At 72.5% G+C, this 15,440-nt stretch carries 13 protein-coding genes; 8 read left to right on the forward strand and 5 right to left on the reverse strand.

All coding sequences use genetic code 11. From position 1 onward, the window contains the following. Positions 1 to 25 precede the first annotated feature (25 nt). From FHS39_RS18775 to FHS39_RS18785, 3 genes are all read left to right on the forward strand, one after another. Positions 26 to 625, forward strand: coding sequence for a TetR/AcrR family transcriptional regulator (locus FHS39_RS18775; protein ID WP_184350491.1), 600 nt, complete (start codon positions 26 to 28; stop codon positions 623 to 625). A gap of 123 nt (positions 626 to 748) precedes the next feature. Further along, positions 749 to 2,953: an MMPL family transporter gene (locus tag FHS39_RS18780; protein ID WP_184350492.1), complete on the forward strand. Its 2,205-nt coding sequence runs from the start codon at positions 749 to 751 to the stop codon at positions 2,951 to 2,953. A gap of 166 nt (positions 2,954 to 3,119) precedes the next feature. Then, positions 3,120 to 4,316, forward strand: coding sequence for a MarP family serine protease (locus tag FHS39_RS18785; protein WP_184350493.1), 1,197 nt, complete (start codon positions 3,120 to 3,122; stop codon positions 4,314 to 4,316). Positions 4,317 to 4,326: 10 nt separating this feature from the next. Here FHS39_RS18785 and FHS39_RS18790 read toward each other — a convergent pair whose 3' ends face one another. The 3 genes from FHS39_RS18790 to FHS39_RS18800 all read right to left on the reverse strand — a co-directional run bounded on the left by FHS39_RS18790 (position 4,327) and on the right by FHS39_RS18800 (position 9,209). Continuing rightward, entirely contained in the window at positions 4,327 to 4,902 is a 576-nt protein-coding gene (locus FHS39_RS18790; protein ID WP_184350494.1) for a hypothetical protein, read from the reverse strand. Positions 4,903 to 4,986: 84 nt separating this feature from the next. Beyond that, the gene (locus FHS39_RS18795) at positions 4,987 to 6,942 is read right to left on the reverse strand and encodes an RICIN domain-containing protein (RefSeq protein ID WP_246470337.1); all 1,956 of its coding nucleotides are present in this window, start codon (positions 6,940 to 6,942) and stop codon (positions 4,987 to 4,989) included. A gap of 224 nt (positions 6,943 to 7,166) precedes the next feature. Then, positions 7,167 to 9,209 (reverse strand): MDR family MFS transporter, encoded by a 2,043-nt coding sequence (locus FHS39_RS18800; RefSeq protein WP_184350495.1) that lies wholly within the window; start codon positions 9,207 to 9,209, stop codon positions 7,167 to 7,169. Between the two features lie 233 nt (positions 9,210 to 9,442). Here FHS39_RS18800 and FHS39_RS18805 point away from each other — a divergent pair, with 233 nt between their 5' ends. From FHS39_RS18805 to FHS39_RS18815, 3 genes are read left to right on the forward strand one after another with little or no spacing between them, the layout of a single operon-like run. Continuing rightward, on the forward strand, positions 9,443 to 10,489 hold the full coding sequence (locus FHS39_RS18805; protein WP_184350496.1) for an energy-coupling factor ABC transporter permease: 1,047 nt from the start codon (positions 9,443 to 9,445) through the stop codon (positions 10,487 to 10,489). Next, positions 10,489 to 11,253, forward strand: a complete 765-nt coding sequence (gene cbiQ, locus FHS39_RS18810; RefSeq protein ID WP_184350497.1) for a cobalt ECF transporter T component CbiQ — start codon at positions 10,489 to 10,491, stop codon at positions 11,251 to 11,253. The genes FHS39_RS18805 and cbiQ overlap by 1 nt, the downstream gene beginning before the upstream one ends. Then, on the forward strand, positions 11,250 to 12,026 hold the full coding sequence (locus FHS39_RS18815) for an energy-coupling factor ABC transporter ATP-binding protein (RefSeq protein ID WP_246470338.1): 777 nt from the start codon (positions 11,250 to 11,252) through the stop codon (positions 12,024 to 12,026). The genes cbiQ and FHS39_RS18815 overlap by 4 nt, the downstream gene beginning before the upstream one ends. Here the strand turns inward: FHS39_RS18815 and FHS39_RS18820 are convergent. Then, positions 12,007 to 12,402, reverse strand: a complete 396-nt coding sequence (locus FHS39_RS18820) for a VOC family protein (protein ID WP_184350499.1) — start codon at positions 12,400 to 12,402, stop codon at positions 12,007 to 12,009. The genes FHS39_RS18815 and FHS39_RS18820 overlap by 20 nt on opposite strands. Before the next feature lie 161 nt (positions 12,403 to 12,563). Here FHS39_RS18820 and FHS39_RS18825 point away from each other — a divergent pair, with 161 nt between their 5' ends. Beyond that, positions 12,564 to 13,739 carry a serine hydrolase gene (locus tag FHS39_RS18825; RefSeq protein ID WP_184350500.1) on the forward strand — a complete coding sequence of 392 codons (1,176 nt, stop codon included), beginning with the start codon at positions 12,564 to 12,566 and terminating at the stop codon, positions 13,737 to 13,739. A 9-nt stretch (positions 13,740 to 13,748) separates the two neighbouring features. Further along, positions 13,749 to 14,552 (forward strand): SDR family NAD(P)-dependent oxidoreductase, encoded by an 804-nt coding sequence (locus FHS39_RS18830; RefSeq protein ID WP_184350501.1) that lies wholly within the window; start codon positions 13,749 to 13,751, stop codon positions 14,550 to 14,552. 36 nt (positions 14,553 to 14,588) lie between these two features. Here FHS39_RS18830 and FHS39_RS18835 read toward each other — a convergent pair whose 3' ends face one another. Then, positions 14,589 to 15,440 carry a DMT family transporter gene (locus FHS39_RS18835; RefSeq protein ID WP_184350502.1) on the reverse strand — a complete coding sequence of 284 codons (852 nt, stop codon included), beginning with the start codon at positions 15,438 to 15,440 and terminating at the stop codon, positions 14,589 to 14,591.

Here is a 15,440-nt window from a genome sequence, read left to right on the forward strand (position 1 = left end):
GCCAGTCGGCCCGGAAGGGGGCGGAATGCCGGCGGAACCACCCAAGCCCACGGCGCGCCGCACCCGGCTGACGCCCGAGCGCGAGGCCGAGCTCTACGAGGCGGTCCTCGAGATCCTGCGCGAGGTCGGCTACGACGCCCTGACCATGGACGCCGTCGCCGCCCGTACGCACTCCAGCAAGGCCACCCTCTACCGCCAGTGGAAGGGCAAGCCGGAGCTGGTCGCGAGCGCGCTGCGGCACAACAAGCCGCTGAGCCTGGCGGACATCGACACCGGCACGGTGCGCGGTGACCTCCAGGCGATGGTGTGCCGGTCCGACAAGGACCGGATGGAGAAGGACGCCGCCCTCATGCGGGGGCTGCAGCGTGCCATCCACAGCAACCCGGATCTCCACCGGGCGCTGCGGGAGCTGCTGATCGAGCCCGAGCTCGCGGGTCTCGACGCGGTGTTCCGGCGCGCGGTCGCCCGCGGCGAGGTTGCCGCGGACACCCCGGCGCTCGACTTCGTCGGGCACATGATGCTCGGCGCCTTCGTCTCCCGCCCGCTGGTCGAGGACCGGCCGGCGGACGCGGAGTACCTCACCCGCTACATCGATGCCGTGATCGTCCCCGCCCTCGGCCTCTGACCCAGCGGAAACAACCGAACACCCCCCACACCCCCACCGACCCCACCTGACGCGCCGCTCTCGTCGTCGGGCTGGGTCCCCATGCCCAGTTACGTCATCGAACCGACGGGAGCACACCGCCTCGTGGCCACGTTCCTCTACAAACTCGGCCGGCTCGCCTTCCGGCGCCGCTGGTACGTCGCCCTGATATGGGTGACGCTGCTGGCCCTCGCCGGCGTGGGCGCCGCCACCGCGTCCAAGTCGACCAACAACAGCTTCTCCATCCCCGGCACCGAGGCACAGCACGCCTTCGACCTGCTGGAGCAGCGCTTCCCCGGCAAGAACGCGGACGGCGCCTCCGCACGCATGGTCTTCAAGGCCCCCGCCGGCCAGAAGATCACCGACGCGAAGAACAAGGCCGCGGTCGGCAAGGTCGTCGGCGAGCTGAAGGGCCCCCAGGTGGGCCAGGCCACCGACCCCTTCACGTCCAACGCCGTCAGCAAGGACGGCACCACCGCGTACACGTCGGTCTCGTACAAGGTGAAGTCCAACGAGCTGACCAAGGACTCGCTCGACACCCTCAAGGGCGCCGCCGTGCACGGGCGGGACGCCGGGCTGACGGTGGAGACGGGCGGCAGCGCGCTGCAGTCGATGCCCGAGGGCGGCACCGAGGTCATCGGCATGGCCATTTCCGCGGTCGTGCTGCTGATCACCTTCGGCTCGCTGGTCGCCGCGGGGCTGCCGCTGCTGACCGCGATCATCGGCGTCGGCATCGGCGTCTCCTCGATCACCGCGCTCGCCTCCACGCTGGGCCTCTCCGGCAACACCTCGACGCTCGCGATGATGATCGGCCTCGCGGTCGGCATCGACTACGCGCTCTTCATCGTCTCCCGCTACCGCGCGGAGATCGCCGAGGGGCGCGAACGCCAGGAGGCGGCGGGCCGCGCGGTCGGCACGGCCGGTTCCGCGGTGGTCTTCGCCGGTCTCACGGTCGTGATCGCGCTGGCCGGTCTCGCGGTCGTCAACATCCCGATGCTGACGCAGATGGGCCTGGCCGCCGCCGGCACGGTGACCATCGCCGTGCTGATCGCGCTGACCCTCATCCCCGCGCTGCTGGGCTTCGCGGGCCGCCAGGTGCTGGCCCGCAAGGTCCGCAAGGCCGCGCCGGGCGAGGACGCCGGGCAGGGCAAGCCCAACATGGGCACCCGCTGGGCCCGCATCGTGCTGCGCAGGCCGGTCCTGGTGCTGGTGGCCGGTGTGATCGGGCTGGGCGCGGTCGCCGTGCCCGCGGGCTCGCTGGTGCTGGGCCTGCCCGACGACGGGGCGCAGCCGGCGAACACCACGCAGCGCAAGGCGTACGACCTGCTGTCCGACGGCTTCGGCGCCGGGTTCAACGGCCCGCTGATGCTGGTCGTCGACGCGGCGAAGAGCGACCACCCCAAGGCCGCCGCGGACTCCGTGGTGAGCACGGTCAAGGGCCTGGACGACGTCGCCATGGTCACCCCGGCCGCCTTCAACAAGGCCGGTGACACCGCGACGATCACGGTCGTGCCCAAGTCCAAGCCCAGCGGCACGGAGACCGAGAACCTGGTCCACGCCATCCGCGGCGAGGCCGGGGACATCTCCTCCAAGACCGGCGCGAAGGTGCTCGTCACCGGCGCGACGGCGATGAACATCGACGTCTCGCAGAAGCTGAACGACGCGCTGCTGCCCTATCTGGCGCTCGTCGTCGGCCTGGCCTTCCTGCTGCTGATGGTCGTCTTCCGCTCGGTCCTGGTGCCGCTCAAGGCGGCGCTCGGCTTCCTGCTGTCGGTGGTCGCCGCCCTGGGCGCGGTCGTCGCGGTCTTCCAGTGGGGCTGGCTCGGCAGTGTCTTCGGCGTCGAGGAGACCGGGCCGATCATGAGCATGATGCCGATCTTCATGGTGGGCGTCGTCTTCGGTCTCGCGATGGACTACGAGGTCTTCCTCGTGACCCGGATGCGGGAGGCGTATGTGCACGGGGAGCGGCCCGGCGAGGCGATCGTGACCGGCTTCCGGCACGGCGCCCGGGTGGTGACGGCCGCGGCCGTCATCATGATCAGCGTCTTCGCGGGCTTCATCGGCTCCTCGGAGCAGATGATCAAGATGATCGGCTTCGGCCTGGCGATCGCGGTCTTCTTCGACGCGTTCGTGGTCCGCATGGCCATCGTGCCGGCCGTCCTGGCCCTGCTCGGCCGCGCCGCCTGGTGGCTGCCGGCCTGGCTGGCGAAGGTGCTGCCGAACGTGGACGTGGAGGGCGAGCGCTTGGCGGCGCCGGCCGCGGCGGTTGCCGACGAGGAGGACCGGGTCCTCGAACCCAGCGGCGCCTGACGCGGTGAGGGTGCCCGGAACCGGGCACCCTCACCCCATGTGTCGTACGCCATGAAATCGGCAGGTATGGGAACCGTCGGTGCCTCCACCGGCGTTTTCCCTAGTCCACGGCTCCCCACGGCCGTGGCCGCGGTCGGGGGACGCGTGCGAGGGAAAGGGCTCCGCGTTGAATCTGCTCGATCTGCTACTGCTGCTGATAGTCGTCGCCTACGCCGTCTCCGGCTTCCGCCGCGGCCTGGTGGCGAGCATCGTGCTGCTCGCCGGCTTCCTCGGCGGTGCCGTGCTCGGCGTCTGGGCGCTGCCCTACGCCCTGGAGCCCTTCGAGGCGGGGACGACCACGGCGGCCGTCGTCGCCGTGGCGGTCGTGCTGCTGCCTGCGGCCCTCGGGCACGCCCTGGCCGGCCGCCTCGCCTGGCGGCTGCGGCGCAAGCTGACGTGGGCGCCGGTGCGCGGCATCGACGGTGTGGGCGGTGCGGCCGTCAATTCGCTGGCGGCGCTGCTGGTCGCCTGGGTGGCCGCGAGCGTGCTCGTATCGGCGAATTCGACGGCGCTCACGCGTGAGATCAAGGACTCGGCGCTGCTGGGCGCGGTGCAGAAGTCGATGCCCGAGCAGGCGCCCACCTGGTTCAGCCGGACCACGGACGCGCTGGCCGGGGCGGGCTTCCCGCAGGTCTTCAACCCCTTCGAGAACGAGCCCGCCACCACCGTCCCCAAGCCCTCCGGCGATGCGGTCACCTCCGCGGCGGCCCGTGCGGCCCGGCAGAGCGTGGTCAAGGTCGAGGGCGTCGCCGACGTCTCCGGCGGCCGCCGCGGCCAGGAGGGCAGCGGCTTCGTCTACGCCGACGAGCACGTGATGACCAACGCCCACGTGGTGGCCGGGGTCAGCGATCCGACCATCAGGGTCGGCGGGGTCGGGCGCGCGTACCGGGCGAAGGTGGTGCTCTTCGACCCCAGGACCGACGTGGCCGTGCTGGACGTGCCGGGCCTGGACGTGCCGGTGCTGCCGTTCGACAAGACCGCCAAGCGCGGGGACGCGGCGGTGGTCGCGGGCTTCCCCGAGAACGGCGGCCTCGACCTGCGGGCCGCGACCGTCGCCAACGAGGTGCGGGCCAAGGGCCAGGACATCTATGGCGACGGCGTCACTTCCCGCGACGTCTACTCGGTCCGCTCCACGGTCCGGCCGGGCAACTCCGGCGGGCCCCTGCTGACGACGTCGGGCAAGGTCTACGGCGTGGTCTTCGCCCGCTCGACGGCGGACGAGGAGACCGGCTACGTGCTCACCGCCCAGCAGGTCGCGGCCGACGCCGCGCGCGCCGCGCAGGCGACGCTGCCCGTCCACACCGGCAACAGGGCGGCGCTTTAGCGCTCGGGACTCAGCTTTTCCGGCGGCGCTTGAGGAAGAAGAGGATGCCTCCGACGCAGAGGGCCGCGGCGGCGGCGGTCGCCACGATGGGCATGACGCCGGTGCCGTCGGACTTCTTTTCGTCGGCTGCCGGTGCCGTCTTCGCGGCCGTCTCCGCCGCCGGCCGCGATGGCTGCACCGGCGCAGAAGCGGCGGGCTTCGGCCCGGCCAGGGCCGGTACGGACACCGTCGCCTCGCCGTGGCCCAGGTCCGGGAAGCCGCAGTGGACGACGACCTGCCACTTGCCCGGAGGCAGCACCTCGCGGGTCGTGTAGGTGGCCTTGCTGCCCTCGACCCGGACCAGCGCCCACGGCCCGAGCGTTCGGCCCGAGGGGTCTTGGGCGGTGAGGGTGCCGGCGACCGGCTCGTCGACAGGGTCGTTGTCGTTGTCCCAGGCCGCCACGGCCCGGACGTGGCCGTCCGTCCGGTTGTCGCCGATGGTGAAGTGGATCGTGTCGCCGTGCGCGGCGGCCGGGCCGGAGGTGCCCAGGACGAGCAGGGCGGCGGCGCCGAGGGCCGGGACCAGCGCGGTGGGGCGGAGATTCATCGTGGCGCTCCTTGCAATGGAGGGCCGGCGACCGCAGGTGGGGTGGGTGGCAGCGGTCGCCGGCCCTGGCTTCGAGTGGGGTCGTCAGGAGGCCTTGGCCAGGGTCCAGTTCTGGTAGCCCTGGTCGTTCTTCTGCTGGAGTTCGAGCAGCCAGCCGCCGTAGTACCAGCGCTTGCTGATGCCCAGCACCAGGGAGGAGCCCTGCGGCTGGAGCACGTACGAGCTGCCGGAGGCGTTCAGCTTCCACTTCTGCCCGGCCGCATCGCTGCAGGGCTGCTGGGCGACGTACTGGCCGTCGACCGCCTTGCCGTCCGCGCCGAGCTGGAGGCACTTGCCGGACTGCACGGACTTCACGCGGACCGTGCCGCTGCCCGCGTCCTCGAACGTCCACTGCTGGTTGGCGTAGCCGTGCCGCTGGTAGGCGATGGCGACCGTGCCGTTGTTGGACGAGCCGCCCCACAGGTCGGCGGCCTGCCCGGTGAGGCTGTTGAGCAGCAGGTACTTGGTGCCCGGGCGGGTCGGCCCGCCGTCACCGGAGGAGAGGGTGCGGAAGGAGGCGGTGCGGCCGGCCGCGGAGGCCTTGCCGTCCGCGTCACGCGCGGCGACCGCGACCCGGTAGGACGTGCCCGGGTTCAGGCGGGTGAGCCGGATGGCGGTTTCCTTGACGTCCGCGTACTTCTTGCCGTCCAGCATCAGGTCGTAGCCGGAGGCCGAGGCGGCCTTCGACCAGCTCACCACGGCCGAGTCGGCGGTGATCTGGGAGACCTGGGCGTCGGGGCCGGCGGTCGGCGGCTTCGTCGGGTCCGGCGAGGGGGAGGGGTTGGGGTCGGTGTTGCCGCCGCCCGCGATCAGGAAGCGGTTGTTGGCGACGTTCCAGTGCGTGGCGAGGTAACTGCCGGGCGCAGGGCTGGTGTTGTAGTAGTCGTCGTGGTTGCAGTCCAGCCGGTCGTCGTGCGAGCGGTCGGGGCAGATCGTCTGCATCTGCGGGTAGTACGGCGCGTCCGAGTAGCACATGATGTCCCACTCGTCGACGCAGTGCGCCGCCTTGCTGCTGTGCGGGGCGCTGTTGTTGACCGCGCCGAGGTTGTGGCCCAGTTCGTGGGCGGCGGTGCTGCCGCTCCAGCAGCCGCTGTCCGTGCGGCCGTAGGACGGGCCGAAGTTGCTCAGGTTGTCCTGGCCCGGGCGCTCGTCGCCGTTGAAGGTGCCGATGCCGCAGTACACCTGCGCGTCCGCGAAGATCATGTACTTGCGGTCGCGGCGGTCGTAGCCCTTGGCGGCCAGGGCCTCGTTCATCGCGCCGAATTCGCCGAGCGAGCCCGAGGCCACCTCGACGTCGAGGACGGAGGCGGTGCAGTCGGACTCGGTGACGTAGCGGATGTGCCGCTCGCCGCCGGTCTCCTGGGCGCTGGCGTTGTAGATGAGGTCGGTCTCGGCAGCCCACTGCTTGAAGGAGGCCGCGTACTGGCCGTACCGGTCCTGGCCGGGCGGGTGGACGTAGAGCACCTGCACCCGGTTGCCGGTGGCGCCGTCGCCCTCGCAGACGACCCGGGAGGAGCCGTCCTTCGGGGTGGTCGCGGTGGAGCCGGAGGGGCTCGCGGCCGCAGCCACGCGGCCGGTGCGGGCGTCGAGCGCGGGCAGCGCGCCCTGCAGCGCCTCGGCGGCGGACGGGGCCTTGCCGCCGTCACCGGCCAGCGACGAGGGCTTCTGCGCGCTCGCCGCGACCGGCGGGGTGTTCTTGGTGATGTCGACGCCCTTGGGCGGCGCGTCCGGGCCGTGGGTGCACAGGTCCTTGTCCGTGACGCGGTAGACGCCCACGCAGCGGTCGCCCTTGGGGGCCGGGTCGAGGCCCTTGTAGACCATGCCGCGGCCCTTGTCGGACTTGGGCGTCGAAGTGAGGGGGGTGGGCGGCGCCTTGTGCACGGGCTGGGCGGCGGGCGTGCTCTCCGCCTGCGTCTGCTGAGGCTTGGTGGTGCTCGCCGAACCGACGCTGATGACGCCGATGGCGATCCCGGCGGCTGCCGTGGCGGCGGTCGCCGCCATGATCACCCGGCGCCGGGTTTTGCTTCGACGGTGCGTGGTGCGTCTTTCGCTGCGGTGCGTTATTCGCATTGCGGTCCCATCGGTGGAGGGTGGTGACGGACGTGGGGCACACGGGGTCCGTCGGCCCGATATAGATGGGGACTCGCAGGCCGCGGCCGGATAACAAAAACCGGCCGCCCGATCCAAAAAAAGATCGGGCGGCCGGTTGTGGCCGGTTGCTGGGACTACACCGCCGTGCGCTCGTAGGGGTCCGCTTCCTCTTCCTCCAACAGGCGTTCCGCCAGCCGGTCCAGGGCCCGGTCCAGCCGGGCCCGGTCCTCCGCGTCGGCGGCCGTCCAGCCTTCGAGCCGGTCGTCGAGCCAGTGCCGCCAGGCCGCCGCGAGACGGTCGAGCTCGGCCTGGCCCGCCGGCGTCAGGGCGAGCCGTCCGCCGTCCGGCGTCGCGTATCCGGCAGCGGTCACCTTCGCGAAGGCGGGCTCCAGGATCTCTTCCGGCATCCGGTGTGCGCGCGCGATCTCCGCGAGGGTGGCGGAGCCCCTGACGCGGGTGCGCCAGTGGATCTGCCCGAGCGCCCACGCCTGCCCGGCGGTGAGCGCGCTGCCGGAGGCGGCGAGGATCTCCAGGCTCACCGGCCCCCCGTTCCCGGCCTTCTGCATCACGTGCCCGACGGCCCGCTCCAACTGCCGGTCGGCTTCCGCCGAGTCGGGGGCCGCGAAGGCCTCGCCCATGTCGGAGGCCCCGGCACGCGCGCTGTCGCGCAGCGGCACCTCCTTGAGGAACAACGCCACGACGAACCCGGCGAGCGCGATCGGCACCACCCACTGGAAGACGTAGTTCACCGTGTTCGCATACGCGTCGATGACGGGCGCCGCCTGCGCCGGGGGCAGCGACCGCAGCCCCTGCGGGCTCTGCACGGCGGACGGCGGCACCCCGGGCGACGCGTGTAGCGCCAGGGCCAGTTCGGTGCGCAGTCTGGCGCTGTAGAGCGTGCCGAAGACGGCGGTGCCGAAGGAGCTGCCGAGGGTGCGGAAGAAGGTCACGCCCGAGGTGGCGGTGCCCAGTTCGTGGTAGGGGACGGTGTTCTGCACTGCGATCGTCAGCACCTGCATGGCCAGGCCGATGCCCAGGCCGAGGACGAGCATGTACAGCGACTCCAGCCAGGCGCCCGTCGACCGGCCCATCGTCGACATCAGGTACAGGCCGAGCGCCATCACGGCCGCACCGGCGATGGGGAACGCCTTGTACCGGCCCGTGCGGCTGACGGCCATGCCGGACAGCATCGACGTGCCCAGCAGCCCCGCCACCATGGGCAGCGTCCGCACGCCCGACTCGGTGGCCGAGACCCCGTCCACGAACTGCAGATACGTCGGCAGGTACGTCATCGCGCCGAGCATCGAGAAGCCGACGATGAAGCTGAGCACCGAGCAGACCGTGAAGACGGGGTTGTGGAAGAGGTGCATGGGCAGCATGGGTTCCCTGGCCCGCCGCTCCACGAGGACGAACGCGGCCAGCAGGACCACGGCCCCCGCGAAGAGGCCGACGATGACCGCCGACCCCCACGCGTACTGGTTGCCGCCCCACTCCAGCCCGAGGACGAGCGCGGACGAGCCGAGCGCGACGAGCACGATGCCCGGGTAGTCCACGACGGGCCGGACCGCCGAGCGGACGACGGGGACGGTGCGCGCGGCCATGATCACCATGACGATGGCCACGGGCACGTTGACGTAGAAGCACCAGCGCCAGGTGGCGTGGTCGGTGAAGAGGCCGCCCAGCGTCGGGCCGACGACCGTGGTCACGCCGAAGACGGCGCCGAGCGCGCCCTGGTACTTGCCGCGCTCGCGCAGCGGGATGACGTCGGCGATCAGCGCCATGGCGGTGACCATCAGACCGCCGCCGCCGATGCCTTGCAGGGCGCGGGCGGCGATCAGCATCACCATCGAGTTCGCCGCGCCGGAGAAGATGGAGCCGCCGGTGAAGACGACCGCGCTCACCTGGAAGACGATCTTCCGGCCGAAGAGGTCGCCGAACTTGCCGACGAGGACGGTCGAGACGGTCTCGGCCAGCAGATAGGCCGTCACGACCCAGGCCATGTGCCCGCCGCCGCCCAGGTCCGCCACGATCGTCGGCAGCGCGGTGGAGACGATCGTCTGGTCCAGGGCGGCGAGCAGCATGCCGAGCACGATCGTGACGAAGACGAGGTTCGTGCGGCGGCGGCTGAGCACCGGGGCGGTGGTGGCGGGCGTGCCGTCGGATATTGCCGTGGTCATCGTGGCGGTACCTCCCGTGCCCAGCATTTGGGGAGACGCCCAGGGCCGCCACCGGTGGCGGGCGCGGGGCTGAGCGAGGGGCGCGTAGTCGCGGCGCGCACGCTCTTGCCACTGATTTGCAGGAGGCCCCTATCATCGAGCGGTTCACGGCTGCACGGCCGAACGACGCGACCGCGCCCGCGGACGAGCAGAAAACACGTACGAAACCGAATGAAACGGACGGAGTGTCCGCCATGCATGTACCCGACGGATTCATCAACGCCCCGGTCTCCGTGGCGACCGGTGCCGTCGCCGCTGCCGCCGTCGCGGTCAGCCTGCGCGGCGCCCGGCGCGAGCTCGACGACAAGGCGGCCCCGCTGGCCGGCCTGGTCGCGGCGTTCGTCTTCGCCGTCCAGATGCTGAACTTCCCCGTCGCCGCCGGCACCAGCGGACACCTGCTCGGCGGCGCCCTCGCGGCGATACTCGTCGGCCCGTACACGGGCGTGCTCTGCATATCCGTCGTCCTGCTGATGCAGGGCGTGCTCTTCGCCGACGGCGGTCTCACCGCGCTCGGCGTGAACATCAGCGACATGGCGGTCACCACGACGGTCGTCGCCTACGTGCTCTTCCGGCTGCTGGTGAAGGTGCTGCCCAAGCGGCGCTCCTCGGTCACCGCCGCCTCCTTCGCCGCCGCGCTGGTGTCCGTGCCGGCCGCGGCCTGCGTCTTCACCCTGATCTACGCGCTGGGCGGGACGACCGACGTGCCTACGGCCAAGGTCTTCACGGCCATGGTCGGCGTGCACGTCCTCATCGGCATTGGCGAGGCCCTGATCACCTCGCTCACGGTCGGCGCCGTGATCGCCGTACGCCCCGACCTGGTGTACGGCGCCCGGGGCCTGGCCAAGCCGCTCCAGCTGCGCACCGCGGACGGCACGACGGTGCAGGTGGCCCCCCAGGCGGCCGCCCCCGCCGCCGCGCGCTCGACCCGCAAGGTGCGGATCGTCGGCCTCGTGGCCGCGCTCGTCCTCGCCGGCTTCGTCAGCTACTACGCCTCCACCAGCCCCGACGGCCTGGAGAAGGTCGCCCACGACAAGGGCATCGACAGGAAGACCGGACAGCACGCCGCCAAGGACTCCCCGCTCGCCGACTACCGCCTCAAGGACGTCTCCGACGCCCGGCTCTCCGGTGGCCTGGCCGGTGTCATCGGTGTCGGCGCCACGCTGGCCGTCGGCACCGGCGTCTTCGTGACCGTCCGCCGCCGCCGCGCCCGGGCCGTGCTCCCCGAGACCGAGACGGTCTGATGGGCGCGGGACACGCTCACAAGCTCTACCGGCACGCCCGCTCGCCGGTGCACGAGCTGCCGCCGCACTGCAAGATCGCGGCGACCTTCGGCTTCGTCCTCGCCGTGGTCGCGACCCCCCGCGAGGCCGTGTGGGCCTTCGGGCTGCACGCGCTGCTGATCGCCGTCGTCGCCGCCGCGGCCCGGGTGCCCGCGGGCTTCCTGCTGCGCAGGCTGCTGATCGAGGTGCCGTTCGTGGCCTTCGCCGTGCTGATGCCGTTCGTGGCCCAGGGCGAGCGGGTGCACGTGCTCGGCCTCTCGCTCAGCGAGTCCGGGCTGTGGGGCGCCTGGAACGTCCTCGCCAAGGGCACGCTGGGCGTCGCCGCCTCCGTGCTGCTGGCCTCCACCACGGAGCTGCGCTCGCTGCTGCTGGGCCTGCAGCGGCTGCGGATGCCGCCGCTGCTCGTCCAGATCGCCTCCTTCATGATCCGCTACGGGGACGTCGTCACCGACGAGATGCGGCGGATGCGGATCGCCCGCGAATCGCGCGGCTTCACCGCGCGCGGGGTGCGCCACTGGGGGGTGCTGGCCACATCCGCCGGGGCGCTGTTCATCCGCTCGTACGAGCGCGGTGAGCGGGTCCACCTGGCGATGGTCAGCCGGGGTTACGCGGGCACGATGCCCGTGATCGACGAGGTGACGGCGGAGCGTGCGCAGTGGACGTACGCCGCCGCCCTGCCGCTGGCCGCACTGGCGGTCTGCCTGACCGGATGGATGCTGACATGACCGACGCGGTCCCCTCCCTGGAAGTCTCCGGGCTCGCCTTCGCCTACCCCGACGGCCACCAGGCGCTCTTCGGCGTCGACCTGACCGTCGGGCGCGGCGAGCGCGTCGCCCTCCTCGGGCCCAACGGCGCGGGCAAGACCACGCTCGTGCTGCACCTCAACGGCATCCTCGACGGCGGCGCGGGCTCGGTGCGCGTCGCCGGGCTGCCGGTGGACAAGCGCAACCTCGCGGAGATCCGGCGCCGGGTCGGCATCGTCTTCCAGGACCCCGACGACCAGCTGTTCATGCCCACCGTCCGCGAGGACGTCGCCTTCGGCCCGGCGGCGGCCGGGCTGCGCGGCGCGGAGCTCGCGGCGTGCGTGGACAAGGCGCTGTCCCTGGTCGGCATGGCCGAGTTCGCGGACCGCCCGCCGCACCACCTGTCCTTCGGGCAGCGGCGGCGGGTGGCGGTCGCCACGGTCCTGGCCATGGAGCCCGAGATCCTCGTCCTGGACGAGCCCTCCTCCAACCTCGACCCGGCCTCCCGCCGCGAGCTCGCCGACATCCTGCGCTCGCTGGACGTGACGGTGCTCATGGTCACCCACGACCTGCCGTACGCGCTGGAGCTGTGCGAACGGTCCGTGATTCTCAGCAACGGCGTCATCGCCGCGGACGGCACCACGCGCGAGCTGCTGTGCGACGAGGAGACGATGCGGGCGCACCGGCTGGAGCTGCCGTTCGGCTTCGACCCGCGGTCGGTGGCGGCTCGTCCGGCTACGACTGGCGGGCGGTGACGCAGAAGGGGTGACCGGACGGGTCCAGCAGGACGGTCCAGTGCGCACCGCCCGGCTGGTGCTCCGGCTTGTTCGCGCCGAGCGCGATCAGGCGTTCCTCGGCGGCGGCGACGTCGTCGACGCCGAGCTCGAAGTGGAAGGCCAGCTCGTCCGCCGGCCAGTCGGGGGCCTTGAAGTCCCGGGCGGTGTAGAAGACGTGGCTCGTCGTGCCGTCGCTGATCATCGCCGCGGCGTCGCCGAAGGTCTGGGTGACCTCCCAGCCGAGGACGGCCGCCCAGAACGCGGCGAGGGCCTTGCCGTCGTGGCCGCCGAAGCCGACGCCCAGCAGGCGGCCGATGGCGGTGGAATGGCCCTGGTCAGTGGTTGCGTGAGTCATGGGAACGACGCTACGAGCCGTCTAGGCCGCCGGGTGTCCTAGATGCGGGACCGGCCCCCGGTTCTCTGCGCGTAGACCGTCGTGCACCATGGAGGACGGATTTGTCGCGGAAACATTCGTCGCGAAAACGTTTGTCTAGGAAGCACGGGAGCGGAACGACAGTGGTGGACGTCCAGGGCACGGTGGCGGACGGTTTCGAACCGGTCCGGGACGCCTTCGCGCAGAACTTCACGCACCGCGGCGAGCGCGGCGCGGCCGTGACCGTCTACCGCGACGGACGCAAGATCGTCGACCTGTGGGCCGGCGCGAAGAACGCCGACGGGTCCGACGAGCCCTGGAGGCACGGCACCGCCCAGATCGTCCGCTCCGCCACCAAGGGCGTGGCCGCCGCCGTCCCGCTCCTGCTGCACCAGCGCGGACAGGTCGACCTGGACGCGCCCGTCGGCACCTACTGGCCCGAGTTCAAGGCGAACGGCAAGGACCGGGTCCTCGTCCGGCACCTGCTCTCGCACCGCGCCGGACTGCCCGTCCTGGACACCCCGCTCACCCCCGCCGAGGCCGTCGACGGCGTCAGCGGCCCCCGGGCGCTCGCCGCCCAGGCCCCGGCCTGGGAGCCGGGCACCGACCACGGCTACCACGCCCAGACCTACAGCTGGCTGCTCGCCGAGCTGGTGCTCCGGGTGACGGGCCGGACGCTCGGCAGCTGGGTGGCCGAAGAGATAGCCGGGCCGCTCGGCCTGGACCTGTGGATCGGGCTGCCGGAGGCGGAGCGGGACCGGGTGGGCCGGATCGCCGACATCGAGGCCCCGGCCGCGCCCGCCTCGGCGGGCCTGCGGGTGCGCGCCAAGCAGTCCGTCACCGACGCCTACCGCGACGCCGCCTCGCTCACGCGCCGCGCCTTCGCCGCCATCGACCCCCTCGCCGACGAGAACGACCCCGCCTACCGGGCCGCCGAACTCCCCGCCTCCGCGGGCATCGCCACGGCCGACGCGCTGGCCCGCTTCTACGCCTCCCTGATCGGCGTCGTCGACGGCGGCCGCCGCCTCTTCGCGCCCGCGACGCTGACGATGGCCCGTACGGAGGAGTCCGCCGGCCCCGACCGCGTCCTGGTCGTGAACACCCGCTTCGGCCTGGGCTACATGCTGCACGGCCCGGCCTCGCCGCTGCTGGCCCCCGGCTCCTTCGGCCACCCGGGCCGCGGCGGCTCGCTGGCCTTCGCCGACCCCGGGACGGGCCTGGCCTTCGGCTACGTCACCAACGGCATGCAGAAGAACGTCACCGCCGACCCGCGCGCCCAGGCGCTGGTACGGGCGGTTGCGAGGTCGCTGGCGGGGTAGTGCTGCCGCATGGCAGCGGCACGCTTCGAGGGCTATGCGGTACTGATCACGGGCGCCGGGCGCGGCATCGGCGAGGCCACGGCGCGCCGCATGGCCGCCGAGGGCGCCGGGGTGCTCGTCACCGACCTCGACGGCGAGCGGGCGGCGAAGGCCGCGGCCGGCATCCGGGCCGAGGGCCAGGGCGCCGAATCCCTCGCGTGCGACGTGACCGACCACGCGGCGGTCGAGGCCGCGGTGGCGGCCGCCGTCGACCGCTTCGGCCGCCTCGACGTGCTCGTCAACAACGCCCTGTCCTGCCACCCGGACCCGCCCCTGGTGGAGGACCACGACGACGAGGCGTGGTCGCGCGACCTGGACGTCACCCTCACCGGCGCCTACCGCTGCGCCCGCGCCGCGATGCCGCACCTGGCGGCGGCGGGGGGCCGGGGCTCGATCGTCAACATCGGCTCGGTCAACGGCGAACAGGACTTCGGCAACCACGCCTACAGCGCGGCCAAGGCGGGCCTGGCAAGCCTGACCCGCACTTTGGCGGGCCACTGCGCGGCCCGCGGCGTCCGCGTCAACCTGATCGCACCCGGCACAGTCGACACCCCCAACTGGGATGGCAGAGAAGCCTCGTTGACCCGGGCGGCCCCCCTCTACCCCCTGGGCCGGGTCGGCCGCCCGGAGGACATCGCGGCGGCGGTGGCCTTCCTGGCCTCGCCGGACGCGTCCTGGATCACGGGCGTCACGCTGCCGGTGGACGGCGGCATCCTGATCGGGAATGTGGCGTTGCGGGGGGCTTTGCGGGGTGGGTCTGCCCGATCTGAGTAAATCCCATGAAATGTGCGGGTTTGTCACCGGAAGGCGCTACCCCGCATGCAGCATCAGCCCGATCCCCGCCACCATCAGCCCCGCCGCCGCGATGCGTGGTGCGCCGAAGCGTTCCTTCATCACCACCGTGCCGATCGCCGCGCCCACCAGGATCGACGACTCGCGCAGGGCGGCTATCGGGGCCAGTGCCGCCCGGGTCTGGGCCCACAGCACCAGGCCGTACGCGAATACCGACAGCACGCCGCCCGCCACGCCGCGCACGGCGAAGGGGCGGATGTCGGACAGGAAGCGGCCGCGGCGCGTGGTCAGTGCGTAGAGGGGGATGACCAGGCCCTCAAGGATCATCAGCCAGCCGATGTAGCCCAGCGGGGAGCCGGAGGCCCGGACGCCCAGGCCGTCGACGACCGTGTACGCCGCGATGGCCAGGCCCGTCGCCGTCGCCGCGCCGATGGCCGCCCAGTGCGGGCGGCTGCCCGAACCGCGGATGCCCCACACGGCCAGGCCGACCAGGCCCGCCGAGGCCACGGCGACGCCCGCCAGCTGCCAGCCGTCGGGCAGCTCGCCCGCGAAGACGGCCGCGAGGACGGTGACGGCCAGCGGCGCCGTACCGCGGGCGATCGGGTACATCTGGCCGAAGTCGCCGAGCGTGAACGACCGCATGAGCAGCACCTGGTAGACGATGTGCAGCACCGCCGACGCGAGCAGGTACGGCCAGGCCGCGCCCGCGGGCGCCGGGGCGAACGGCAGCAGCAGCGCTCCGCAGAGCGCCCCGCCGGTGCCCACCAGCGTGAAGGCCAGCAGCTGGTCCCGGATGCCGTGCGCGACGGCATTCCAACTGGCGTGCGTGATGGCGGCGATGAGGACGGCGACCGCGACCAGAGGTGTCAC

The organism is Streptomyces olivoverticillatus, assembly GCF_014203555.1.
GTDB lineage: Bacteria > Actinomycetota > Actinomycetes > Streptomycetales > Streptomycetaceae > Streptomyces > Streptomyces olivoverticillatus.